Origin of the sequence: Arthrobacter mobilis (assembly GCF_012395835.1) — a bacterium.
In the GTDB taxonomy this organism is placed as follows: Bacteria; Actinomycetota; Actinomycetes; order Actinomycetales; family Micrococcaceae; genus Crystallibacter; species Crystallibacter mobilis.
This window is the reverse complement of sequence record NZ_JAAZSQ010000019.1, coordinates 64,318-88,348: the sequence shown is the minus strand read 5'-3', so window position 1 is coordinate 88,348 and position 24,031 is coordinate 64,318. Positions and strand designations below refer to the sequence as shown.

Below are 24,031 nucleotides of genomic sequence, written 5' to 3'. Positions count from 1 at the left end.
CCGCCGGACCAATCAGTCCGGCCTTTCCCCGCCGCGGTGTTCTAATTTATTTTCCCATTTCCATCCTGTCAAATCCGCGGTTTCCGTGGATTCAGGTGGAAATGGTGGACCCTCTGATGCCGGTTTACCCGGCGGGCCTCTCCGTCGGCCTGCCCGCAGTTTCCACTGCCGGGCCCCGGCGACTCAGAAAACATTACACCCTTGTCCGGGACTGCGCAAATCGCTCCCGCAGGCCACAAAAGGCAACGGGCCCGGCAGGGTTTCCACCCCGCCAGGCCCGTCCCCGCACTCGTCAGTCCCGCCCGTCAGGCGGGCACCTCGACCATGGCGAGCGTCCGCTTGCCCCGGCGCATCAGCAGGTATTTGCCGTGCAGCAGCTTGCCGGTGTCGATCACCACATCCGCATCGGTGATCTTCTCGTTGTTGACGTAGGCGCCGCCCTCGGCCACGGTGCGGCGGGCAGCCGAATTGCTCGCAGCCAGGCCTGAAGCAACCAGCAGGTCCACGATTCCCAGCGAGCCCCGGTCCGCCACTGCGCTGGGCAGTTCGGCGGTCGCGGCAACAAGCGTGGGCTCGTCGAGCTGGCCCAGCTCACCCTGGCCGAACAGCGCCGCGGAAGCGGCGATCACCTTGTCGGTCGCCTCCACGCCGTGAACGATGGAGGTGACATCGTAGGCCAGCGCACGCTGAGCCTCGCGCTGATGGGGACGCTCGGCCACAGCCTGTTCGAGTTCCTCGATCTGAGCCTTGGTCTTGAAGGTGAACACCTTCAGCCGGTCGATCACGTCCGCGTCGGCCGTATTCAGCCAGAACTGGTACATCGTGTACGGGCTGCACATGGTGGCGTCGAGCCAGATGGCATTACCCTCGCTCTTACCGAACTTGGTCCCGTCCGCATTGGTGATCAGCGGGGTGCCCAGCGCGTGGACGCTCTTGCCTTCGACCTTGTGGATCAGGTCGATGCCGCTGGTGAGGTTGCCCCACTGGTCGGAACCGCCGGTCTGCAGCATGCAGCCGTACTGGCGGAACAGCTCCAGGTAGTCCATGCCCTGCAGGATCTGGTAGCTGAACTCTGCATAGCTGATGCCCTCGTCCGAATTCAGGCGGGAGGCGACGATGTCCTTCTTGATCATCGTGCCGACGCGGAAGTGCTTGCCCACATCACGCAGGAAGTCCAGCACGCCCATCGGCGCCGTCCAGTCCAGGTTGTTCACGATGCGCGCGGCGTTGTCGCCTTCGAAGTCCAGGAAGCGCTGCACCTGGCCCTGCAGGTAGCCCACCCACTCGGCCACCGTTTCCTTGGTGTTCATGGTGCGCTCGGCGGTTGGGCGCGGATCGCCCACCAGCCCGGTGGAACCGCCGACCAGACCGAGGGGCTTATGGCCGGCCAGCTGGAGCCGGCGCATCGTCAGCAGCTGCACCAGGTTCCCCAGGTGCAGGCTCGGCGCCGTCGGGTCGAAGCCGCAATAATACGTGATCGGTTCCCCGGCCAGCAGCTTCTCCAGCTCGGCCTCGTCAGTGGAAACATGGACCAGTCCACGCCATTTCAGTTCCTGCCAGATATTGGCGAAGGCCTGATCGTTGCGTTGGGAACTCAAAAACGTATTAGTTGACACGGTTCCTCAATTTATCAGCCTTCAATCCCTGCAGGGACATCACCGGCAGTAATGAGGCGCAGCCGCTGCGTAGGCCTGGTCATGGCCACGTAGAGGTCTCCGACCTTGCCGCCCAGACCGTCCAGCAGTTCGCCCGGCTCGATGACCACAACGCCGTCGAACTCCAGTCCCTTGGCCTCCTTCGGCCCGATCACGGTGATGTCCTGGCCCGGCCCGCCGGCCCCAGAGCCGACGCGCTCCCCATAGATCCGTGCGACGGCGGTGCGTACCTCCGCCACCCGGTGCTCGGCGGCGATAATCGCCAGCAGGCCGCCATCAACGGCCGCGAGTTCCTCGGGGAGCACCTCGAGCAGGTGCGGCACCAGCGCACTGCCGTTGTCCCCGTCCTTGTTCCTGTCTTTGTTCCCGCCGTCGATCCGGTCGATCAGCGGTGCCCACCGGCCTTCCCGGACCGCCTTGGGCGCCGAGACCACCAGGCCGGCAGCCACGGCCATCCGCACGGCCGCTTCCGCTATCTGCGCGGGGGTCCGGTAGTTGACCGTCAGTTCCTCCAGACGCCAGCGGTCCTGGGCGAACGGTTCCAGCGCCTGCTGCCAGGAGCGCGCTCCGGCAGCGGAGCTCGTCTGGGCAATGTCCCCCACCACGGTGAATGATTTCAGCGGGCAGCGGCGCATGAGCAGGCGCCACTGCATGGGGGAAAGCTCCTGCGCCTCGTCCACGACAATGTGCCCGAAGGCCCAGGTCCTGTCCGCGGCCGCCCGTTCGGCGGCCGTCAGGCGCGTGTCCTGGCCACGGTTATGGTCGGCCAGGTCCTCGGCGCTGACCAGCCCGTCGATGCCGGCTTCGCGCAGCATCTGGTCGACGTTCTTCAGCGACTGCTCGGCATTGGCCAGATCCCGGGCCCGTTCGTGGTCCTGGTGGGCCTTGTCCCTGCCGGCCGACGCGTCCAGTTCGCCCAGCAGCTCCGCGGCCTCATCCAGCAGCGGCACGTCCGCCTCCGTCCAGGGCGCCTGGGGATCCCGCAGCAGCAGAGCCGCTTCCGCCTCGCTGAAGCCATCCATGGCCGCCGCGAGGTGGGCCGGCTTGCTCAGCAGTTCGCGGATCAGCTTTTCCGGGGTCAGCGGCATCCAGCACAAGTTCAGGGCGATCCGCACATCCCGGGCAGAACGCACATCTTCGGCCAAATATGACCGGTCCGCGGTGTTGCCGGCGCCGGAGGATTTCTCCAGCTTGTCCATCAGCTGCTCGGTGAGCTCGCGCAGCAGCACTTTCACGAAGGTCGCCCGGGCCTCGTTGTGCGGCTTGCCCGTGGCCCGTGCCTTGTCGCGTGCCCGGGTCACCTGGCGCGGCGTCAGCGTCAGCACGGTGCCCTCGACGTTGAGCTTGCGCGGCTCGGCCAGCACACGCTGCCGGTTGGCGACGGCGCGGGCGACGACGTCGGCCATGGCCAGACGTCCCTTGATCTCGGCGACGGCCGGGTTCCTTTCCGGCACGGCGTTGATCCCAGGCAGCAGCCTGCCCGGGGTCGTCATCACGACGCCGGTTTCGCCCAACGAGGGCAGCACTCGTTCGATATAGGTCATGAAGGAGTTGGACGGACCGACCAGCAGCACACCGGCGGATTTCAACCGCTCGCGGTGGGTATACAGCAAGTAGGCGGCACGGTGCAGCGCCACTGCGGTCTTGCCGGTGCCCGGCCCGCCCTGGACCACCAGCACGCCCGGCATCGGGGCCCGGATAATCCGGTCCTGCTCGGCCTGGATGGTGCCCACGATGTCGGACATCTGGCCGGTGCGCTTGGAATTCAGCGCGGCGAGCAGGGCGCCCTCGCCCTGCAGGCTGCTCGACTCGTCGAGCATCGACAGGTCCAGGACGTCGTCTTCGATGCCGCGGACCTGCCGGCCGTCCAGGATCAGGTGCCGCCGGCGCCGGACGCCGAGGCGGTCGAACGCCGTCGCCTGGTAGAAGGCGCCGGCCTCGGGGGCCCGCCAGTCCACCATCAGCCGCTGCAGGTCCGCGGTGCTCAGGCCGATGCGGCCGATATAGCGGGCTTCGCCGCTGTCCAGGTCAAGCCGGCCGAAGACCAGCCGGTCATCCACGGCGTTCAGCTGGGCGAGCCGGTCCTCGTACATGCTGGCGAAGGCGTCGCGCTCGGACACATTCTGCATCGAGCCCACGGCTCCCGAACGCCGCACCCTGGCCAGCTGTTCCTGTTTCTCGGCACGCAGTTCATCGAGACGGCGGTACAGCCCCGCAACGTAGTTGCGCTCGTGTTCCAGCTCCGCATGCGCCGTGTGCGCTTCCTGCATTCTGTAGTTCCCTCCAGCAAAGACCGACCGTCCATTCTACCGGCATTGCAGCGAATGATCACAGTGTACGCATTGCGAACCGGTAAAGATCCGGCAACGCCGCCAAGGGGTGCGGCCGCAGGTCCGCTGGTCTGCAGGGCCGGACTAAACGCCGGCGGCGGCGCTGCGGGTGCGCGGTTTGGCCGGCCGGTACGGCGACACGGTCCGGTCCCCGGCAATCCAGAAGCGCCAGGGGTAGGCTGCCGTTCCGCCTTCGCCGCCGACCCCTACGCGGGGTCCCGTCCGGACATGCTGCGCCGGGGCGTGCGGAAGCTGCAGCGTCAGGGAACCAGGCTGGAACGCCCGGCCGTCGTCGGCCAGCGTCAGCCCGAGGGCCTGCGCCAGCCGGGCCGGTCCCTTGGCCAGCTCGGTGTCGTCTTTGGCCGACGCACGGCGGCGGCGGGCCAGGTCCAGCCCGCCGGTCACCTCCCCGGCCCGTACCAGCACACCGGTGGCTTGTCCTTCATGGCCGCAGACGATGTTCACGCAGTGGTGCATCCCGTAGGTGAAATAGACATAGATATGGCCCGGAGGGCCGAACATGGTCCGGTTCCGCTTGGTCATGCCGCGGAACGCATGGGAGCCGGGATCGTGCTCGCCCAGGTACGCTTCGACTTCGCTGATCCTGACCGCCACCTCGCCCTCCGCCGTCGTGTGCGCAAACCGGGCGCCCAGCAGGCCGGGCGCGACGTCGACGGCAGGCCTGGCGAGCCAGTGCAGCAGGGCACCGTCCATTCAGCTGCTGCGGTTCCCGGGCGCACCGGTCCCGAAGACTCGCCGGTAGAACTTGGCCAAGGCGTCGAGCCGGTGCGCGGACGGATGCACCTCACCCCCGGCGAGCAGCACCGCCAGGGCGTCCAGCCGGTCATGCCACTTGCCCAGCAGCACATCGGTCCTACCCGGGGAGCGCAGGGTGTGGCTCAGCTGCAGCAGGGTCTTGGAACCGGCAGGCGAAAGCAGCCAGTGGACCGAGCTTTCCTGGACTTCGGGGCTGGACCAACTGTACTCCAGGGCCTGGTCGCCGAGTACATAGGACACGTCCCCTTCCAGCGTGAAGTCGGGGAAGTCCAGCTTGATCACTCCGCCCACCTGCAGCTGGAGCTTTCCCGGAGCCAGCCAGCGGGAGAACTTGGCGGGATCGGTCAGGGCCTGCCAGACGGTATCGCGGTCCGCATCGAGCAGGCGGTCGAAATGCACGGAAGTGTGGCCGGACTCCTTCCGGACGGTGCCCATGGACGGCGACAGCGAATACTCCCGGGCGTAGGCCTCGCGCAGCGGCGTCCAGCGGTCGGTGCTGTTGTCCGGAGTCCGGCCGGCGGCCACCGCTTCCAACCCTTCCAGGATGGTCTGCCAGCCGGCACTGCCCTCGGTCAGGAAATCGGAGCTTTCGGTCCGGGCACGGAATTGCAGCAGGGTACCTCCGGCGCTTTCGAGCACGCGCCATTCGATCACGGACTCGTCGCCGAGTTCGTCCTCCCACGTGATCTGCAGGCTGAGCGGCGGGTTGTACTGCAGTACCGTGCCGCTGGCGGAGCCGCTGCCCAAATCCAGTTCGTAGGGATGGCCCAGGGCCCAGTCGTCCAGCAGGTTGCCGAGCCACTTCGCCACTTTCCCGCGTTCGGTGAGCAGGCTCCAGATATAGCTGCGGGGATAGTCGAGCTGAAGGTCGAAGGCCAGGACGTAGTCGCCGTCGACCCGTTCGATCCGCCCGGTGGGAACCACTTTGTCTGCATCCGGCGTCAGCGTCGTCATGAATCACAACCTACCCCACGGGCCCGTGATGCCGGTAGGGAAGGGCCGGCCGGCCAGGAAGATACTACGGCGCAGCCTCCCGTTGCTGCCCGCAGGCCGAATAGTGTCGGTAGCAGATGGTGGACTGGTGCCATGGCAGGAAGCACGTTTCCGGAACCGGAGCCGCACGACGGCCCGGCGGACTGGGAACAGTAGTTCTTCCGGCGCTGGGGTGATCCATACGGCCCGGTGCCGGCCGACCCATGGGCAGACTGCCCGGAGGTCTATCCCGGGCCTGGCCTGCAGGACGACGAGGCCCCGGACGCAGGGGTCAGCGCTGACGACGACGAACGCTCCAGCCTGCCGGCTGATTTGGCGACTGGGACCAGCCTGCCTGCCGCGGCTCCGGAGCAGCCGTGGCAACTGCTGGCCGCCATGGTGCCCGAACAGCTGGGCTATCCCGAGGCGGCCCGGTATCTGGAGGCGGCCCGGCGCGCCGGGGCCTGGCTGGAGGCCTGCACCGCCCGGCTCGCACACCGCCTGCTGGACCGGGCCCTGGCCGAACAACCCGCCGTCTTCGGCCCCGACGTCCCGGACCGGGCCCGGACCAGCGCCGGGGACCTGGCCGGACTCTCAGCGGCCGCGGAGCTCGCCGGGCTGCTGCGCATCTCCGAGGGGACTGCCCGGGCCCGGCTGGACCAGGCCCGGCAGCTGTGCACCCGCTACCCTGCCACCCTGGCCGCGCTGGAGGCCGGGCAGATCACCCGCGCCCAGGCGGGGGTGATCCTGGACCAGGCCGCCGGCTTGTCCCCGCAGGCCCGCACGCAACTGGAGGTCCTGCTCCTGGCCGCGGCCGGGCTGGACGTGCCGGGCCTGCGCCGGAAGGCCCGCCGGATCCGGGAGCGGCACGGACCCGGAGTCCCTTTCCGCGCGCCGGGTCCGTGCCGAGGCGGGCCGGGCCGTGGACCTGCAGCCCGGAGCTGACGCCATGGCGTATCTGGGTGCCTGGCTGCCGGCCGAAACCGCGCATGCGGCCTTTGACCGGCTGACCCGCGCCGCAAAGTCCCTCCAGGGACCGGACGAACCGCGCACCTTGGCCCAGCTGCGCGCCGACGTGCTCGCCGACCTGCTCCTGAACGCGGGCCTGGACGCCGGGCCCGCCGCCGGCATCCGCGCCCAGGTCGCCGTCACCGTCCCGGTCTTCACCCTGCTGGGCCTAGACGAGGAACCGGCCGAGCTCGAAGGCTACGGGCCCATCCCGGCCGAAACCGCCCGCCGGCTCTGTGCGCACGCCCCCTCCTTCCGCCGCCTCCTGACCCACCCCGAGACCGGGATCCGGCTTTCCTGGGGGCGGAGTACCTACCGGGTCCCGGCGGATCTGGCCCGCGCTGTGCGGCACCGCAACCCGGCTTGCACCTTCGCCGGCTGCCGCCGCGCCGCCCTGCACTGCGAGCTGGACCATACCCGCGCCTTCGCCGAGGGCGGCACCACCAGCCTGGACAACCTCGGCCCGAGCTGCAGGCCCCACCACCGGCTCAAGCACACCACCGGCTGGACCCCCGCCCAGCACCCCGGCGGCATCTTCACCTGGACCTCGCCGGCCAGCTACGCCTACGCCACCGTCCCGGACCACCTGGAGACCGGCCCGCCCCGCTACCCGCAGGCCATCCTCCAGCACCTGCCCGAGGCACACCGCCAGCGCCTGCTCCGCGCCGCCGAAGAACTCCGCCAACCCCGCCCGCCCGACGTCCCGCCGGACGGGGAAGCACCGCCGCCCTTCTGACCGGAACCGGCCCCTCGCCGGCAGCACAAAACACAACAACAAGCGGCGGGCCGGCCTCCCGTTCGGAAAGCCGGCCCGCCGCCATCGGAATCACCGCAGCAGGTGTCAGCCGCCCGCCACATAGCCGCGGGCAGCGTAGTCGCGGGCCGGGGCCAGTTCGGCCTTCAGCGCAGCCAGCTGGGCCGCCACCGCGGACGGAGCCGTGCCGCCCTGCGAGCTGCGGCTGTTCAGCGACCCTTCCACGCTCAGCACGGACCGCACGTCCGGCGTCAGGTGCGGCGAGATGCCCGCATAGTCTTCGTCGGACAGATCCCAGAGCTCCACCCCGCGGCTCTCGGCCAGCTTGACCGCCGCGCCGGAGAGCTCGTGGGCTTCACGGAAGGGCACGCCCTCGCGGACCAGCCATTCGGCGATGTCGGTGGCCAGCGCAAAGCCCTGCGGCGCCAGGGATTCCAGCCGCTCCGTATTGAAGACCAGCGTGGCGATCATGCCCGAGACCGCCGGCAGCAGCAGCTCCAGGGTGTCCGCGGCGTCGAACACCGGTTCCTTGTCTTCCTGCAGGTCCCGGTTGTACGCCAGCGGCAGGCCCTTGAGCGTGGCCAGCAGCCCGGTCAGGTCGCCGATCAGCCTGCCTGCCTTGCCGCGGGCCAGTTCGGCCACGTCAGGGTTCTTCTTCTGCGGCATGATCGAGGACCCCGTGGAGTACGCGTCGTCCAGGGTGACGAAGGAAAATTCCTTGGTCGCCCACAGGATGATTTCCTCGGAGATCCGGGACAGGTCCACCCCGATCATCGCAGCCACCCAGGCGAACTCGGCGAAGACATCGCGCGATGCGGTGCCGTCGATCGAGTTCCAGACGGCCGAGTCGAAACCGAGTTCCTCGGCCACCGCCACGGGATCCAGGCCGAGCGAGGATCCGGCCAGCGCGCCGGACCCGTACGGGGACACGGCGGCGCGCCTGTCCCAGTCCGCCAGGCGCTGCACGTCGCGCAGCAATGCCCAGGCGTGGGCGAGCAGATGGTGGGAGAGCAGCACCGGCTGGGCGTGCTGCAGGTGGGTCCGGCCGGGCATGGCCACCTGCGGGTGCCGTTCGGCCTGGGCCACCAGCGCGTCCACCGTGTCCAGCACGCCGCGGGCGATGATCCGGGCATGGTCGCGCAGGAACATCCGGCCCAGCGTGGCGATCTGGTCGTTGCGGGACCGGCCGGCCCGCAGCTTCCCGCCCAGGTGGGCACCAGCCCGCTCGATCAGCCCGCGCTCGAGCGAGCCGTGCACGTCCTCATCGGTGTCCGCCGCCACATAGGCGCCGGAGGCCACATCGGCGTCGAGCGCGTCCAGCGCGGCCAGCATGCCCTCCAGTTCGCCGTCGTCCAGCAGCCCGGCCTTGTGCAGCACCCGGGCATGCGCGCGCGATCCGGCAATGTCGTAGCGGGCCAGCCGCCAGTCGAAGTGCGTGGATTTGCTCAGCGCGGCCAGTGCGTCAGCCGGGCCGCCGGCGAACCGGCCGCCCCAGAGCGCACCCTGGACGGTCCCCGGGCGCGCCCCCGCAGTACCGGAATCCTGGCTCACGGCTACTTGCTTCCCGCCACGCGCTCGTCGCGCTCGGAGGCCACCTTGGAGGACAGGCCGAAGATGTCGATGAAACCGCGGGCGCTGGACTGGTCGAAGGCGTCGCCGGTGTCGTAGGTGGCCAGGTTGAAGTCGTACAGCGAGCTGTTCGAGCGCCGGCCGGTGACCGTAGCGCGGCCGCCGTGCATTTCCATCCGGATGTCGCCGGAGACGTACTTCTGGGTGTCCTCGATGAAGGTGTCCAGGGAGCGCTTGAGCGGGGAGAACCACTGGCCGTCGTACACCAGCTCGGTCCAGCGCTGGCCCACGATCTTCTTGAAGCGGGCCTGCTCGCGCTCGACGGTGACGTTCTCGAGCTCCTTGTGCGCGGCGATCAGGGCCATCGCGCCCGGTGCCTCGTAGACTTCGCGGGACTTGATGCCCACCAGGCGGTCCTCGACGATGTCGATGCGGCCGATGCCCTGGGCGCCGGCGCGGTGGTTCAGCTGCTGGATGGCCTCGAGCGGGGTCACCGGATCGCCGTCGAGGGCCACTGGGATGCCCTGCTCGAAGGTGATGATGACCTCGTCGGCCACCGGCGGGAAGTCCGGGGAGGCGGTGTAGTCGTAGACGTCCTTGGTGGGCCCGTTCCAAATGTCCTCGAGGAAGCCGGTTTCCACGGCGCGTCCCCAGACGTTCTGGTCGATGGAGAACGGGTTCTTCTTGGTGGTGACGATCGGCAGGTTCTTCTCCTCCGCATAGGCGATGGCCTTGTCGCGGGTGAGCGCCAGGTCGCGGACCGGGGCAATGCACTTCAGGTCCGGGCCCAGGGTCTGGATGCCGACCTCGAAGCGGACCTGGTCGTTGCCCTTGCCGGTGCAGCCGTGGGAGACGGTGGTGGCGCCGAACTCGCGGGCGGCGGCGACCAGGTGCTTGACGATCACCGGGCGGGAGAGCGCGGACACCAGCGGGTAGGCGTCCATGTACAGGGCGTTGGCCTTCAGCGCCGGCATGCAGTACTCGGCGGCGAATTCGTCGCGGGCGTCGGCGATATACGCTTCGACGGCGCCGCAGTCCAGCGCGCGCTGGCGGATGGTTTCCAGGGATTCGCCGCCCTGGCCGACGTCGACGGCGACGGCGATGACCTCGGCGCCGGTCGCCTCGGCGATCCAGCCGATGGCCACGGAGGTGTCGAGGCCACCGGAGTAGGCCAGAACAATGCGGTCAGTCACGTTAGGTGCTCCTAGCTAGTGATGGGGGTTGTTAAGAGTTCAAAGTTCAGCCGCTGCGGGCCGGATCGTCGGCCAGCTGCAGGAAGCGGGCGGCGACTTCGGTGCCGCCCTGCGGATCCCGGGTGACCAGCAGCACCGTGTCGTCCCCGGCGATGCTGCCCAGCACCGACGGCATGACCGAATGGTCGATGGCCAGGGCCAGGAAGTTCGCGGCCCCGGGCGGAGTGCGCAGCACCACGAGGTTCCCGGATGCTTCGGCCGTGACCAGCAGGTCGGCACACAGCTTGGCCAGCCGGGCGTCCAGGATTTCCTGCGTCAGCCCGCTCTGCGGCGAGCGCTCGCCGCCTTCGGACGGGACTGCGTAGACCAGGCCGCCGTCCCCGCCGCGCACGCGGACGGCACCAAGCTCCACCAGGTCGCGCGAGAGTGTGGCCTGCGTCACCTGCACACCCTCGGCGGCGAGCAGGGCCGCCAGCTCGGCCTGCGACCGGACGGACTGTCCGGTCAGGATCGCGGTGATCCGGGCCTGGCGGGCCGTCTTGGTGGTGGGCATGCTGGTCATGACAGTCTTCCCCGTGCAGGCTTCAGGATACCGCCCGCAGCGGGGCCAGGCCGGACTTGTCCATCAGCCAGGCCATCAGGGCCTTCTGCGCGTGCAGCCGGTTCTCCGCCTCGTCCCAGACCACCGACTGCGGGCCGTCGATCACCTCGGCGGCGATCTCGTAGCCGCGGTAGGCGGGCAGGCAGTGCAGCACGATGGCGTCCGGCGCCGCCAGTTTCAGCGCCGCCGCGTCCACCGAGTAGGCCCGGAACAGTTCCTGCCGCTGGGCCTTTTCCTCCTCCTGGCCCATGGACACCCAGGTGTCGGTGGCCACGACGTCGGCCCCGGCCAGGGCCGCCGCGGCGTCGGTGGTGGCGAGCACCGAACCGCCGGTCGCGGCGGCCCGCTCCTTGGCGGCCGCGACGACGGCCTCGGGGGGCAGGTAGCCTTCCGGCCCGGCCACGCGCACGTTCATGCCGGCGGTGGCGCAGGCCAGCAGGTAGGAGTTGGCCATGTTGTTGGCCGCATCCCCGAGGTAGGCGAGGGTCAGGCCGGACAACTGCCCCTTGTGCTCCTTGACGGTCAGCAGGTCGGCCAGCAGTTGGCAGGGATGGTAGTCGTCCGAGAGCGAGTTGATGACCGGCACCTCGGACAGGGCCGCCATCTCCTCCAGGCCCGAGTGGGCGTAGGTGCGCCAGACAACCGTGGCGACCATGCGCTCCAGGACGCGGATGGTGTCCGGAATGGATTCCTTGTGTCCCATCTGCGCTTCGCCCGGGTTGATGATCAGCGGCACCCCGCCCAGGTCGGCGATCCCGGCGGCGAAGGAGACCCGGGTGCGGGTGGAGGTCTTGTCGAAGATGACCGCGACGGTCTTGCGCCCGGCGCCGTCCCCGGCGTAGGGCTGGTAGAGGTACGGGGACTTCTTCATCTGCGCCGCAAGCTCGAGGACTTCGGCCTGCTCGGCGGGGCTCAGGTCGGTGTCGACCAGGAAGTGCCGGATCGTGTTCCGGAGCGCGCCGGGGGTCGTGCTGGAAGTCGTCGTGCTGGAAGTCATGGCATGTCCTTGCCTGCGGCGGCGGCCGCGGTTGTGATCAGCGCCGGCAGCGCGTCAAGGAAACGTGCGGCCTGGTCGCGGGTCAGGATCAGGGGCGGGGCCAGGCGCAGGGTGCGCGGGCCGGGGGCGTTGATGATGAAGCCTGCCTCCAGCGCGGCCTGCACCACCTGCGGCGCAATACCGGCAGGAAAATCCGCGTCCAGGTCAAAGCCGATCAGCAGGCCTTCGCCGCGCACTTCGACGACGCCGGGCACGGAGGCGAGGCGCCCGCGCAGCCAGGCCCCGACGTCGGCGGCGTGCTGCAGCAGCCCGCGGGCCTCGAGCGAATGCAGCGTGGCCAGCGCGGCAGCGGTGGCCACCGGGTTGCCGCCGAAGGTGGTCCCATGCTGGCCGGCGGCCAGCAGGCCGGACACCTCGTCCCCGAAGGTGATGAGCGCCCCGATGGGGAAGCCGCCGCCCAGGCCCTTGGCCAGGGTGACCGCATCCGGGACGATCTGCTCGCCGCCGGCCACCTCGCCCTGGAAAGCGAACCAGTTGCCGGTCCGCCCGGCACCGGACTGCACCTCGTCCAGGATCAGCAAGGCGCCCGCCTCGCGGGTGATCTCCCGGGCGGCCTTGAGGTAGCCGGGCGGCAGCGGCCGGACGCCGACCTCGCCCTGGATGGGCTCGAGCACGACGGCGGCCACCGTGTCGTCCACGGCCTCGCGCAATGCGTCCGGGTCCCCGAAGGGCAGGTGCTCGACGCCGCCGGGCAGCGGCTCGAACGGCTCCCGGTAGGCCTGCTTCGCGGTCAGCGCCAGCGCGCCCATGGTGCGGCCGTGGAAGGCGCCCTCGAGGGCAATGATCCGGGTGCGCGGGGTCTGCGCGGTGCCGGCATTGCGCCGGGCCAGCTTGAATGCCGCCTCGTTGGCCTCGGTGCCGGAGTTGGCGAAGAACACCCGGGAACCGGAGGGAGCCTGGGCGAGCTCAAGCAGCTTCTCGGCCAAGCCAATCTGGGTGGGACTGGTGAAGAAATTGGACACATGCCCCAGGGTCGCCAGCTGGCTGGACACGATGCCGGTCAGGAACGGGTCGGCATGCCCCAGCGCATTGACGGCAATCCCGCCGAGCAGGTCCAGGTACTCCTTGCCGTCGGCGTCCCACACCGTGCAGCCGGTGCCGCGCACCAGCACACGCTGCGGGGTGCCGAACACTCCCATCAGGGAGTTGTTGTACCGGGCGAGCAGTTCCTGGTTGTGCAGGCCCTCGAACTCCACCAGTTGTGCAGCAGTCTGCACTTCGCTCATGAATCTTCTCCGTCCGGGACGACCTGCGTGCCGATGCCCGCCGTCGTGAATATTTCCAACAGAATCGAATGTGCCATCCGCCCGTCGACGACGGCTGCCCGTTCCACTCCCCCGTCCACGGCCTTCAGGCACGCTTCCATCTTCGGGATCATGCCGGATTCGAGCGTAGGCAGCAGGGCGCGCAGGTCCGATGCGGTCAGCGAGGAGATCAGCGAGGAGCGGTCCGGCCAGTTGGCGTAGAGGCCCTCCACATCGGTCAGGATCAGCAGCCGCGAGGCATGCAGCGCGTCCGCCACGGCCGCAGCCGCGGTATCGGCGTTGACGTTGAGCACTTGGTGGGTGGGCTCCCCGTCCCGGCTGATTTCCGGGGCCACGGTGGAGATCACCGGGATCCGCCCCGCCTCGAGCAGGTCCAGGATGGCGGAGGGGTTCACGCCCACCACCTCGCCGACCAGGCCCAGGTCCACTTCTTCGCCGTCCACCACGGTGCCGGTGCGCACGGCCTGCAGCAGGCCGCCGTCTTCGCCGGACATGCCGACGGCGTAGGGGCCGTGGGAGTTGATCAGGCCCACCAGTTCGCGCCCGACCTGTCCGGTGAGCACCATCCGGACCACGTCCATGGCTTCCGGGGTGGTCACGCGCAGGCCGCCCTTGAACTCGGATTCGATGCCGAGCTTGCCGAGCATGGCGTTGATCTGCGGGCCGCCGCCGTGGACCACCACGGGCTTGATGCCCACGTGGTGCAGGAACACGATGTCCTCGGCAAAGGCGCGCCGCAGCTCATCGTTGACCATCGCGTTGCCGCCGTACTTGACCACGACGGTGGTGCCGGCGAACCGCTGGATCCAGGGCAGGGCCTCGATCAGCGTCGCGGCCTTGTCCTGCGCAATAAGCATTGAAGTGTTCATCATGACAGCCTTACCTGGAGTCTTAGCTGGAGTAAGCCGAGTTTTCGTGGACGTACTCGTGGGTCAGGTCGTTGGTCCAGATGGTGGCCGTTTCGCTGCCGGCGTTCAGGTCGATCACCACCGACACCTCGCGGCCGGACAGATCCACCAGGCTGCGGGACTCCCCCACGCCGCCGTTGCGGCAGACCTGGACGCCGTTCATCGTGACGTTGAGCTGTTCCGGTTCGAAGACGGCATCGGTGGTGCCGACGGCGGAGAGCACGCGGCCCCAGTTCGGATCGTTGCCGAAGATGGCGGTCTTGAACAGGTTGGAGCGGGCCACCGCCCGGCTGACCGTTTCCGCATCCGCCTCGGAGGCCGCGTTCACGGTGGTGACGGCGATGTCGTGGCTGGCGCCCTCGGCGTCGCCGATCAGCTGGCGGGCCAGGTCGGCACAGACCGTGGTCAGCCGTTCGGTGAATTCCGCCGGCTCCGGGGCGACTCCGGAGGCGGCCGAGGACATCAGCACCACGGTGTCGTTGGTGGACATGCACCCGTCCGAGTCCGTGCGGTCGAAGGTGACCCGGGTGGCCTGGCGCAGCGCCGCATCCAGCGCTGCCTGTTCCAGCACGGCGTCGGTGGTGATCACCACCAGCATGGTCGCCAGTCCCGGGGCGAGCATGCCGGCGCCCTTGGCCATGCCGCCAATGCTGTAGCCGGCACCGGTGGAGGCTGCCTGCTTCGGGACCGTATCGGTGGTCATGATCGCCGTGGCCGCTTCGGCGCCGCCGTCCGCGGACAGCGCGGCCGCTGCCGCGTCGACGCCGGGCAGCACCTTGTCCATGGGCAGCTGCTCACCGATCAGGCCGGTGGAGCAGACCACCACGTCCCCGGCGGAAACGCCCAGCGCTCCGGCGGTTTTTTCCGCCGTGGCATGCGTGTTCTGGAAGCCCTCCGCGCCGGTGCAGGCGTTGGCGCCGCCCGAATTGAGGATGACGGCGTCGACCCGCCCGTCGCTGATTACCTGGCGGGACCACAGCACCGGGGCTGCGGCCACCCGGTTGGACGTGAAGACCGCCGCGGCCGCCCTGGCCGGGCCGTCGTTGACCACCAGGGCCATGTCCGGTTTGCCGGAGGCCTTCAGGCCGGCGGTGACGCCCGCGGCGCGGAAGCCCTTAGGTGTGGTGACGCTCACGGTGCTGCTCCCTGGTGGGTCAGGCCCGCGGTCTCCTCGAGGCCGAGGGCGATGTTCATGGACTGGACAGCACCACCGGCGGTGCCCTTGGTGAGGTTGTCGATGGCGCAGGTGACGACCACCCGGCCGCTGTGCTCGTCCAGGGCCAGCTGCAGCACCGTGTGGTTGGAGCCAAGCACGGCCTTGGTGTGCGGCCAGCGGCCCTCGGGCAGCAGGTGCACGAAGGGTTCGTCGGCATATGCCGCGGACCAGGCCTCGCGCAGTGCAGTGGCGGTGGTGCCGGGCCGCACCTTCGCGGTCGCGGTGGTCAGGATGCCCCGGCTCATGGGAGCCAGCGTGGGCGTGAAGGAGATCGTGACCTGCTCGCCGGCGGCCGCGCTCAGGCCCTGTTCGATTTCCGGGGTATGGCGGTGGCCGCCGCCCACGCCGTAGGGGTTCATGCCGCCCATGACTTCGGACCCGAGCAGGTTCACCTTGGCGGACTTGCCCGCGCCGGAGGTTCCGGAGGCGGAGACGATGACGACGTCACCGGGCTCCAGCAGGCCCGCGGCGAAGCCGGGGGCCAGCGCCAGCAGGGAACTGGTCGGATAGCAGCCGGGCACGGCGATCCGCCGTGCGCCGCGCAGCCGCTCGCGGTGGCCCGGCAGCTCCGGAAGCCCGTACGGCCAGGTTCCCGCGTGGGCGGAACCGTAGAATTTCTCCCAGGCGATTGGATCTTCGAGGCGGTGGTCCGCCCCGGCGTCGATCACCAGTGTGTCCTCGGGCAGCTGGGCGGCGATGCCGGCGCTGGCCCCGTGCGGCAGCGCCAGGAAGACCACGTCGTGGCCGGCCAGGTTCGCGACGGTGGTCTCGACCAGTTCACGGTTGCCGAGCGCATGCAGGTGCGGTTGGAGTTCGCCCAGCGGCGCCCCGGCATTGCTGTGGGCCGTAATGGCGCCGATGGTCACGTCCGGGTGGCTGGCGAGCAGGCGCAGCACCTCGCCGCCGGCATAGCCGCTGGCCCCGGAGACGGCAACAGAAAAACTCATGACACCCAGCGTACAGCAAGATTATGCACAAGTCATGATATTTATGCAGGCAAGCGGACCCGCCGGCTGCCTAGGATGGTCCCGGACCGGATACCTGGAACCCGGACACCCAGAGAGGACTCCCCAGATGACCCGAACAGCCAAGGCCATTGTGGCAGCCGCCCCGGGCGGCCCGGAAGTCCTGCAGCTGCAGGACGTGGACATCCCGGAGCCCGGCCCCGGGCAGCTGCTGGTGAAAGTGGCCGCCACCGGAGTGAATTTCATCGAGACCTACGAGCGCAGCGGCACCTACAAGGTCGCCTTCCCCTACACCCCCGGCAGCGAGGCCGCCGGGACGGTCGTGGCCCTGGGGCCGGGAGTGGACGGCAGTGCGGGTGTGGGCGAAGGTGACCGCGTGGCCTTCTCCGAAGGCCTCAGGACCTACGCCGAGTATGCCCTGGTTCCCGCGGAGGCGGCCCTGCCGGTGCCCGACGGCATCAGCGACGAGGTGGCGGCCGCCATCCCGCTGCAGGGCATGACCGCCCACTACCTGGTCAATTCCACCTTTGTGGTGGGCCCGGAGCACACGGTGCTCACACACGCCGGCGCCGGCGGCGTCGGCCTGATCCTCACCCAGCTGATCAAGGCCAAGGGCGGCCGGGTGATCACCACCGTCTCCTCGGACGACAAGGCGGAGCTTGCCCGCGCCGCCGGCGCGGACGAGGTGCTGCGCTACCGGGGCTTCCCCGACAGGGTCCGGGAGCTGACCAACGGTACCGGCGTGGACGTGGTGTACGACGGCGTGGGCAGGGATACCTTCGACGGCTCGCTGGCGTGCTTGCGCAAACGGGGCATGATGGTGCTCTTCGGCGGCGCCTCCGGGCAGGTTCCGCCGTTCGACCTGCAGCGGCTGAACGCCGGCGGGTCGCTCTTCGTCACCCGGCCCAAGCTGGCGGACCACCTGCTGACGCCCAAGGAGCGGCGCTGGCGCTCGGCCGACCTGTTCGACGCCGTCCTGGCCGGCACGCTCGACATCCGGATCGGCGCCAGTTATCCGCTCGCCGAGGCGGCCCGGGCGCACGAGGATCTGCAGGCCCGGCGCACCACCGGCAAGCTGCTGCTGATCCCGTAGCCTGCGCATTGAACCGGATTAAACCGGCAGGCGCCGCCCGGCTTCCCGGGCGGCGCCTGCATCGTTTTAGGCGGCGGGTTTAAGCGGCGGGGCCCCTTTTACCGCTGGACCGCCCCGAAACGCTCCGCGGCCAGGGCCACGGCGGCGGCCCGGGCCTCCGAGGCCTCCTCGGCGGTGAGCGTGCGGTCGTTGGCGCGGAAGCGCAGGCCGAACGCCAGCGACTTCTTGCCTTCGCCAATGCCGGTGCCGGTGTAGACGTCGAAGAGCGAGATGTCCTCGAGCAGTTCGCCGGCGCCCTCGCGCAGCGTCTCCAGCACCTCGCCGGCGGTGGTGGAGGCATCCACCACCAGCGCCACGTCCTGGGTGGCCAGCGGGTAGGTGGAGATGTGCCGGGCCACCACCACGTCGGCGGCGGCCTCGAACAGCGCGTCGGCATCCAGTTCCAGGGCCACGGTCCGGGCCGGCAGGTCGCGGCCCGCGAGCAGCTTCGGATGCAGTTCGCCGGCGTAGCCGACCAGCTGCCCGCTGCGCAGCGAAAGCGCCGCCGTGCGGCCGGGGTGGAACGCCTGGTGGCTGCCTTGGGACACCACCAGTTCCACGCCGAGCACGTCCGCGACCAGGCGTGCGGCGTCGAGCGCGTCCGCCCAGTCCCACGGGCGTGGGGTGTGGCCTGCGCCGGCCGGGGATTCGTGGCCGGTGAACACCGCCGCGATGTGCAGCGGCTGCGCGGGCAGTCCGGCGTCGAGCCCGTCCAGCACTTCCTCCGCGGGCAGCTGGCCCAGCGGCGGGATCTCGGCGGACCCCAGGGGGCCGTCGCCTGGCAGGAAGACCAGGCCGGCCTCGTACAGTGCGAGGTCCCGGAAGCCGCGCGAATGGTTGCGCCGGGCGGTCTCCAGCAGGCCCGGCAGCACGGAGGTGCGCAGGTAGCCGTGCTCGTCGCTCAACGGGTTCGCCAGCTTGACGGCGCTGCGCACGGCCCCGGCCTCGGCCACGCCGAAGGTGTCGTTGTCGGCCTTGGCCACGAACGGGTAGGAGAGCACCTCGGTCAGCCCGGCGTCGGCCAGCGCCTGCAGGACCCGGCGGCGCTGCTGCTGGGAACGGGTAAGTCCGCGCCCGGGCGGGGCCACCGGCAGGGTCGCCGGAATCTTGTCGTAGCCGACCAGCCGGGCAATCTCCTCGGCCAGGTCCTCCTTGATGGCCAGGTCCTGGCGCCAGCTGGGTACCGTGACCAGGTAGCCGCCGTCCCCCTTGGCGTCCCCGGTGACACTGCCGTGATTGACGCTGCCGTGATTGACACTGCCGTACTTCTCGACGCCGGCGCCCAGGTCCGACAGGCTGCCGGTGATCTGCTCCTCGGTGAAGTCGACGCCGATCCGCTCGGCGGCGAAGCCGGCGGGCAGCTCGATCACCACCGGCTCCGGTGCGGTGCCGACGTCGGTCGCCGCGGCGTCGGCAGTCCCGCCGGCCAGTTCGGTCAGCAGGTCGACGGCGCGCTGGGCGGCCTCGTCGGCCACCTGCCAGTCCACGCCGCGCTCGAAGCGCTTGGAGGCCTCGGAGGGCAGCTTGTGCCGGCGCCGCGAGCGGGCGATGCTCACTTCCTCGAAGTGGGCCGCCTCGATCAGCACGTTGACGGTGCTGTCCGAGACCTCGGTGGCCGCCCCGCCCATGACCCCGGCAATGCCGATCACGCCGGAACCGTCGGTGATCAGCAGGTCCTCGGGGTCGAGCGTGCGCACCTTGTCGTCCAGGGTCCGCAGCGTCTCGCCCGGGTTGGCGCGGCGCACTACGATGTCTCCGGTGAGCTTGTCCAGGTCGTAGAAGTGCAGCGGCTGGCCCAGCTCAAGCATGACGTAGTTGGAAATGTCCACGACCAGCGAGATGGAGCGGATGCCGGCCAGGCGCAGCCGCGAGGCCATCCACGGCGGCGTCGGCCGCTTCGGATCCACACCGCGCACGGTGCGGGCCACGAAGCGGTCGCAGCCGGGCTTGCCGTAGATCGGCGCCGCATCCTCGATCCGCACCGGGTAGCCGGCGCCGTCCGCGGGGACGACGGTGACGGCCGCGGCCGGGTCGGTGAACTGCGTGCCGGTGGCGTGGGCGTATTCGCGCGCCACGCCGCGGATGGAGAAGCAGTAGCTGCGGTCGGGCGTGACGTTGATTTCGGCCGCCTCGTCGTACAGGCCCAGCACCTCCAGCGCGTCGCTGCCGACCTCCGGGTCCAGCCCCAGCGTGGACAGGACCAGGATGCCGTCATGGTCCTCCCCGATACCCAGCTCGCGCACGGAGGCGATCATGCCGGCCGAGAGGTGGCCGTAGGTCTTGCGCGGGGTGATCCGGAAATCGCCCGGCAGCACGGCGCCGGGCAGGGTGACTACCACCTTGTCGCCGGGTTCGAAGTTGTGCGCGCCGCAGACAATGCCCTGCACGCCCGACGGGTCGATGCCGTCACCGGCCAAGGTCTGTTCCCGGCCCTCGGGCACTACGCGGACCTGGCACCAGTTGATGGTCTTGCCGTTGGACTGCGTTTCCTTGACCGCCGAGAGCACCTGGCCCACCACGATCGGGCCCTTGAGCGTGTCCAGCGGGCGGTGGACGTCTTCTTCCTCCAGGCCGACCTTCACCAGTTCGGCCATGACATCCTCGGCGGTGGCATCCGCCGGAACCTGGGCATACTCGCGCAGCCAGGACAATGGGATACGCATTGCTTTAGATCTCCATCCCGAAGTGTTCGCTGAAACGGACGTCGCCCTCGATCATGTCGTGCATGTCGCTGACCTCATTGCGGAACATGAGCGTGCGCTCGATGCCCATGCCGAAGGCAAAGCCGGAGTAGACCTCGGGATCGATGCCGGCGGCACGCAGCACGTTCGGGTGCACCATGCCGCAGCCGCCCCATTCGATCCACCGGGGTCCGCCCTTGGCACCGGGATGCCAGATGTCCAGTTCGGCCGAGGGCTCGGTGAACGGGAAGTAGTTCGGACGCAGCCGGATGGAGGCTTCCTCGCCGAACATCTGCCGGGCGAAATGCTCCAGGGTTCCGCGCAGGTCCGCCATGCTCAGGCCCTTGTCCACGGCCAGGCCCTCGAACTGGTGGAACACCGGCGTGTGCGTGGCGTCCAGTTCGTCGGTGCGGAAGACCTTGCCCGGGCACAGCACATAGACCGGCAGGTCCCGCTCGAGCAGGGAGCGGACCTGGACCGGCGAGGTGTGCGTGCGCATCAGCAGGTGGGCCTCGGGCGGCTCCACGAAGAAGGTGTCCTGCATTTCCCGGGCCGGGTGGTCGGGCTTGAAGTTCAGCGCGTCGAAGTTGAACCACTCGGACTCGACCTCGGGGCCCTCGGCAATCTCCCAGCCCATGCCCACGAAGATATCTGCCACCCGCTCCTGGAGCACGGACAGCGGGTGCCGTGCCCCGGCGCGGCGCCGGCGCGGCGCGGCGGTGACGTCCACGGCCTCCTCGACGAGGATCTGCGCGTCGCGGGCGGCTTCAAGTTCTTCGGTGCGGGCCGCGAGCGCCTTGTTCAGCCGGCCGCGGGCCGGACCGATGATCTTGCCCGCGGCGGCCTTGTCCTCCTTGGCCAGCTTGCCGATTTCCCGGTTGGCCAGGCTCAGCGGCGACTTCTCGCCGGTGTGGGCGATGCGCGCGGCCTTGAGCTCGTCCAGGTTGCGGGCGGCCTCGAAGGCGGCGAGCGCCCGGGCGACGGCTTCGCCGACGGCAGCTTCATCCAGCGGATGCGGCACGTCCTGGACAGGCCCGGCCAGGTCGGCCGGCTGCGGGGATGCGGTCCCCAGAGTGGTTTCAGACATGTCTACGTTCTTAACTGTGGGCGGTCGGTGGTCTCGGTAACTCGGCGGGGTTCCTGGCAGTCGGCCCCGGCACCCAACAAGTCTACCGGCCGAGGGACCCGCCGCGAGCGCAGCGAGCGGGGGGTGCCTCTATGGTTTTCGTCAAGCTGTCGAGGGCAGCTTTCCCGGTTCGGGATCCTGGTAGAGGGTGCCGTCGCGGAGCATCGCGAAGAGCACGTCCGAGCGGCGCCGGGCGAGGGCGATGAGGGCCTGGTTGTGGCGTTTGCCCTCGGCGCGTTTGCGGTCGTAGTAGGCGCGGGAAGGCGGGTGGTGCAGGGCGGCGAAGGCGGAGAGGAACAGGGCGCGTTTGAGTTTCTTGTTCCCGCGCCTGCTGGTGTGCTCACCGCGGATCGAGGTTCCGGAGCGGCGGGTGACTGGTGCGATTCCGGCATAGGAGGCCAGGTGGGCAGCGCTGGCGAACTCTTTGCAGGCCACTTCGGTGAGGATTCTGGCGCAGGTCCTGACGCCGATGCCGGGCATCGAGGTCAGGACCTGGTGAAGAGGGTGGGCCTCCACCAAAGCCTCGACCTGGGCGGCGATCTCGTCGCGCTGGCGCCGCAAGGACAGCAGCTGCTCGGCCAGCTTCGGCAGGACGATTCCGGCGGCACCGGTGCCGGTGACCACAACGGTCTGTTCCGCGAGGGCGGTGAAGACCGCGTCCGTGAGGCGTTCCGCCGCGCGCGGCGCGTGCTTCTTCAGCCGGGCCTTCACCTGTCCGCGGCCGGCAGCCTTCAGCGCTGCCGGTGTCGGATACCGGGTGAGCAGATCGGCCACCGCAGGGTGGTCCAGGTGCGGGCCGAGGGCGCGTTCCAGGGCCGGGTGGATCTGGGTCAGCAGCCCGCGGATCCGGTTGGAGGTGGCGGTGATCTGCGCGGCAAGGTCGTCATCAAACCCGCAGAGCACTCCCAGCTCGGCCAGCGTCTCGTCCGCCAAGGCGATCGAGCGCAGCGTGTGGGGCATGCTCCGGGCAGCTTCGGCGATGATCGCCGCGTCCCGGGCGTCGGTCTTGGATTCCCCCGGGTGCAGGTCGGCAATCCGGCGCATAGCCAGCCCCGGCAGGTAGCCGACGGCCGCACCCGTGGCTTGGGCGATGGCAACCGGCAGGGCGCCGACGGTGGCCGGCTGGTCCACCACGAGCAGGATCTTCCCGTGCCCGGACAAGTCGGCAAGGATTTGCCGCAACCGTGCCTCGTCATTGGGCATGGCCTTGTCGAAGAGCTTCTTGCCTGACTTGTCCAGGGCCACGGCATGATGTCCGGATTTTCCGACGTCCAGGCCGATGAATACGTCCACGTCCTGCTGATCCAGAATCACCGCAACACCCGCTTCCTTGTGCGCAAGCCAATTGTGCGTGCTGGCTGGCCGACGGCAGATGTCGGCATCCACGTTACGAAGGACCCGTCGTCGTGCCTCTATCAGCGATCAACTGCCGCCAAGCCGGCCCTGGTGACAACACCCCCCCGGATCATTTGTGACTGGGGGCAAGAGCCATGCCAGGGCCGACCGGCCAACACACCCTCATCCTGCAACAGGAGCCGGGCTACGAAGAAGGTAACGGGGGGCCGGTGGACGCTACCGTTCGCTGCCTGCCCCGAACGCTACGCGTCCGGGGACCCCTGGCAGCTCACTTGCCGAGGGACCTTGTGGACGGCCTTGTGCGGCCCGGAACTATGCTGGGCCCATGACGTCTGCGGAGCGCCTGCGGAGGGCGCTGAACTGGCTCAACCTGTCCACCCCGCTGGGCCTGGCGCTCGCGGCGGCCACCGGGTGCCGGACCAGGCCGGGCCCGCACGGGCTGCTCCTGGCGCACGGCTACCGTCCGGTGCTGCCCAAAGCCGCCGCCTTCACCGTGGGCAATGTGGTCTTCTTCCGTCCCGCGGCCGCGGCGCTGGCCGGCAACCCGGTGCTGCTCGGCCACGAGGCCCGCCACAGCACGCAGTACGCGGCCTGCCTGGGGCTGCCGTTCCTGCCCCTCTACGGCCTGGCCGCACTGTGGTCCCTGTGGCGCACTGGTGATCCGGCGTCCCGGAATGTCTTTGAACGCCTGGCCGGACTGTCCGCCGGCGGCTACACCGAGCGCCCGCTGCGCATCCGCCCCGGGCAACTCCGCCACATGCGGGCACGCCCGGCGCAGACCAGGAAACGGCCGTGAACGGCAGCAGCACAGCCAGCGGCATCACCGTCACCGGAACCGGGTCGGCGTCCGGCACCCCGGACCTGCTCACCTTCAGCCTCGCCGTCGAAACCACCGCCGCCGACCTGGCCGAAGCTTACCGCCGCACTGCCGATGCCGCCGGCTGGCTGCTGGCCGCGCTGCACCGCGAGGGCCTTGCCGGCGGCGACACCGCGACGTCGGGCATCAGGCTGCGGCCGGAGACCGTCTGGCACGAGGGCGGCCGGCAGGAAACGACCGGCTACACCGCCTCGGCCGACTTCGCCGTCACGGTCCGCGTCCTGGAGCAGGCCTCCGGGGTGCTCGAAGCCGCCGTGGCCGCCGCGGGCGACGCCCTGCGGGTCGGCGGCATCAGTTACGGTTTCTCCGATCCGGCTTCCCTGGCCGCCGCCGCCCGCGAGGCGGCGTGGCGCGATGCCCGGGGCAAGGCCGGCCAACTGGCCGGCCTTGCCGGGCGCGCGCTGGGGGCGGTGGTGCGTATCGAAGAAGCCGCCGGCGGTGCGCCGGTGCCGCTGCACGCCGTCCGGGAGGCGGCCCTGCCCGCCGGCGCGATGCCGGTGGCACCGGGGCCGGCGGAAGTGCCGGCCAGGCTGACCGTCACGTGGGCCTGGGGTCCGGACCGGGCCGATGGCCCTTGATTAGAACATAT

General features: G+C 69.8%; 20 protein-coding genes. 5 read left to right on the top strand and 15 right to left on the bottom strand.

The features are described from left to right. Nucleotides 1-305: 305 nt before the first annotated feature. The 4 genes from tyrS to HGG74_RS16675 form a co-directional block, all read right to left on the bottom strand. Entirely contained in the window at nt 306-1,598 is a 1,293-nt protein-coding gene (gene tyrS, locus HGG74_RS16690; protein ID WP_205762051.1) for a tyrosine--tRNA ligase, read from the bottom strand. A gap of 32 nt (nt 1,599-1,630) precedes the next feature. Then, nucleotides 1,631-3,925 carry a HelD family protein gene (locus tag HGG74_RS16685; protein ID WP_168488169.1) on the bottom strand — a complete coding sequence of 765 codons (2,295 nt, stop codon included), beginning with the start codon at nt 3,923-3,925 and terminating at the stop codon, nt 1,631-1,633. A 144-nt stretch (nt 3,926-4,069) separates the two neighbouring features. Then, on the bottom strand, nt 4,070-4,699 hold the full coding sequence (locus HGG74_RS16680) for a DNA-3-methyladenine glycosylase (protein ID WP_168488167.1): 630 nt from the start codon (nt 4,697-4,699) through the stop codon (nt 4,070-4,072). Next, a complete protein-coding gene (locus HGG74_RS16675) occupies nt 4,700-5,716 on the bottom strand; it encodes an SRPBCC domain-containing protein (RefSeq protein ID WP_168488165.1) in 1,017 nt (338 codons plus the stop codon). It abuts the gene before it with no gap. Nucleotides 5,717-5,944: 228 nt separating this feature from the next. Here HGG74_RS16675 and HGG74_RS16670 point away from each other — a divergent pair, with 228 nt between their 5' ends. Both HGG74_RS16670 and HGG74_RS16665 read left to right on the top strand, forming a co-directional pair. Continuing rightward, nucleotides 5,945-6,679 (top strand): DUF222 domain-containing protein, encoded by a 735-nt coding sequence (locus HGG74_RS16670; RefSeq protein WP_168488164.1) that lies wholly within the window; start codon nt 5,945-5,947, stop codon nt 6,677-6,679. Next, on the top strand, nt 6,657-7,478 hold the full coding sequence (locus HGG74_RS16665; RefSeq protein WP_312856881.1) for an HNH endonuclease signature motif containing protein: 822 nt from the start codon (nt 6,657-6,659) through the stop codon (nt 7,476-7,478). The genes HGG74_RS16670 and HGG74_RS16665 overlap by 23 nt, the downstream gene beginning before the upstream one ends. 105 nt (nt 7,479-7,583) lie before the next feature. Here HGG74_RS16665 and argH read toward each other — a convergent pair whose 3' ends face one another. The 8 genes from argH to argC are packed head-to-tail and all read right to left on the bottom strand — an operon-like array spanning nt 7,584 to nt 16,252. Continuing rightward, nucleotides 7,584-9,047, bottom strand: coding sequence for an argininosuccinate lyase (gene argH / locus HGG74_RS16660; RefSeq protein WP_168488163.1), 1,464 nt, complete (start codon nt 9,045-9,047; stop codon nt 7,584-7,586). A 2-nt stretch (nt 9,048-9,049) separates the two neighbouring features. After that, a complete protein-coding gene (locus HGG74_RS16655) occupies nt 9,050-10,258 on the bottom strand; it encodes an argininosuccinate synthase (protein WP_168488161.1) in 1,209 nt (402 codons plus the stop codon). A 46-nt stretch (nt 10,259-10,304) separates the two neighbouring features. Beyond that, the gene (locus HGG74_RS16650; RefSeq protein ID WP_168488160.1) at nt 10,305-10,820 is read right to left on the bottom strand and encodes an arginine repressor; all 516 of its coding nucleotides are present in this window, start codon (nt 10,818-10,820) and stop codon (nt 10,305-10,307) included. Between the two features lie 22 nt (nt 10,821-10,842). After that, a complete protein-coding gene (gene argF / locus HGG74_RS16645; protein WP_168488158.1) occupies nt 10,843-11,856 on the bottom strand; it encodes an ornithine carbamoyltransferase in 1,014 nt (337 codons plus the stop codon). After that, complete coding sequence (locus tag HGG74_RS16640) at nt 11,853-13,142, bottom strand: acetylornithine transaminase (protein WP_168488156.1); 1,290 nt, start codon at nt 13,140-13,142, stop codon at nt 11,853-11,855. Before HGG74_RS16640 ends, argF begins: the two co-directional genes overlap by 4 nt. Continuing rightward, nucleotides 13,139-14,053, bottom strand: a complete 915-nt coding sequence (gene argB / locus HGG74_RS16635; RefSeq protein ID WP_376766150.1) for an acetylglutamate kinase — start codon at nt 14,051-14,053, stop codon at nt 13,139-13,141. The genes HGG74_RS16640 and argB overlap by 4 nt, the downstream gene beginning before the upstream one ends. A 19-nt stretch (nt 14,054-14,072) precedes the next feature. Continuing rightward, nucleotides 14,073-15,224 carry a bifunctional glutamate N-acetyltransferase/amino-acid acetyltransferase ArgJ gene (argJ, locus tag HGG74_RS16630; RefSeq protein WP_168488152.1) on the bottom strand — a complete coding sequence of 384 codons (1,152 nt, stop codon included), beginning with the start codon at nt 15,222-15,224 and terminating at the stop codon, nt 14,073-14,075. Next, nucleotides 15,221-16,252, bottom strand: a complete 1,032-nt coding sequence (gene argC, locus HGG74_RS16625; RefSeq protein ID WP_168488150.1) for an N-acetyl-gamma-glutamyl-phosphate reductase — start codon at nt 16,250-16,252, stop codon at nt 15,221-15,223. The genes argJ and argC overlap by 4 nt, the downstream gene beginning before the upstream one ends. Nucleotides 16,253-16,379: 127 nt before the next feature. On the opposite strand from argC, the gene HGG74_RS16620 reads away from it, so the two are divergent. Next, nucleotides 16,380-17,363: a quinone oxidoreductase family protein gene (locus HGG74_RS16620; protein ID WP_168488149.1), complete on the top strand. Its 984-nt coding sequence runs from the start codon at nt 16,380-16,382 to the stop codon at nt 17,361-17,363. Nucleotides 17,364-17,461: 98 nt separating this feature from the next. Here the strand turns inward: HGG74_RS16620 and pheT are convergent, their stop codons facing one another. The 3 genes from pheT to HGG74_RS16605 all read right to left on the bottom strand — a co-directional run bounded on the left by pheT (nt 17,462) and on the right by HGG74_RS16605 (nt 22,520). Further along, a complete protein-coding gene (gene pheT, locus HGG74_RS16615; RefSeq protein ID WP_168488147.1) occupies nt 17,462-20,065 on the bottom strand; it encodes a phenylalanine--tRNA ligase subunit beta in 2,604 nt (867 codons plus the stop codon). Between the two features lie 4 nt (nt 20,066-20,069). Continuing rightward, nucleotides 20,070-21,170 (bottom strand): phenylalanine--tRNA ligase subunit alpha, encoded by a 1,101-nt coding sequence (pheS, locus tag HGG74_RS16610; protein WP_246262959.1) that lies wholly within the window; start codon nt 21,168-21,170, stop codon nt 20,070-20,072. 141 nt (nt 21,171-21,311) lie between these two features. Further along, nucleotides 21,312-22,520: an IS110 family RNA-guided transposase gene (locus HGG74_RS16605; protein ID WP_376766151.1), complete on the bottom strand. Its 1,209-nt coding sequence runs from the start codon at nt 22,518-22,520 to the stop codon at nt 21,312-21,314. 370 nt (nt 22,521-22,890) lie between these two features. Between HGG74_RS16605 and HGG74_RS16600 the strand changes: the two genes are divergently transcribed. Both HGG74_RS16600 and HGG74_RS16595 read left to right on the top strand, forming a co-directional pair. Beyond that, nucleotides 22,891-23,361, top strand: a complete 471-nt coding sequence (locus tag HGG74_RS16600) for a DUF4157 domain-containing protein (protein ID WP_168488145.1) — start codon at nt 22,891-22,893, stop codon at nt 23,359-23,361. Then, nucleotides 23,358-24,020 carry an SIMPL domain-containing protein gene (locus HGG74_RS16595; protein ID WP_168488143.1) on the top strand — a complete coding sequence of 221 codons (663 nt, stop codon included), beginning with the start codon at nt 23,358-23,360 and terminating at the stop codon, nt 24,018-24,020. Before HGG74_RS16600 ends, HGG74_RS16595 begins: the two co-directional genes overlap by 4 nt. Nucleotides 24,021-24,031: the final 11 nt, after the last annotated feature.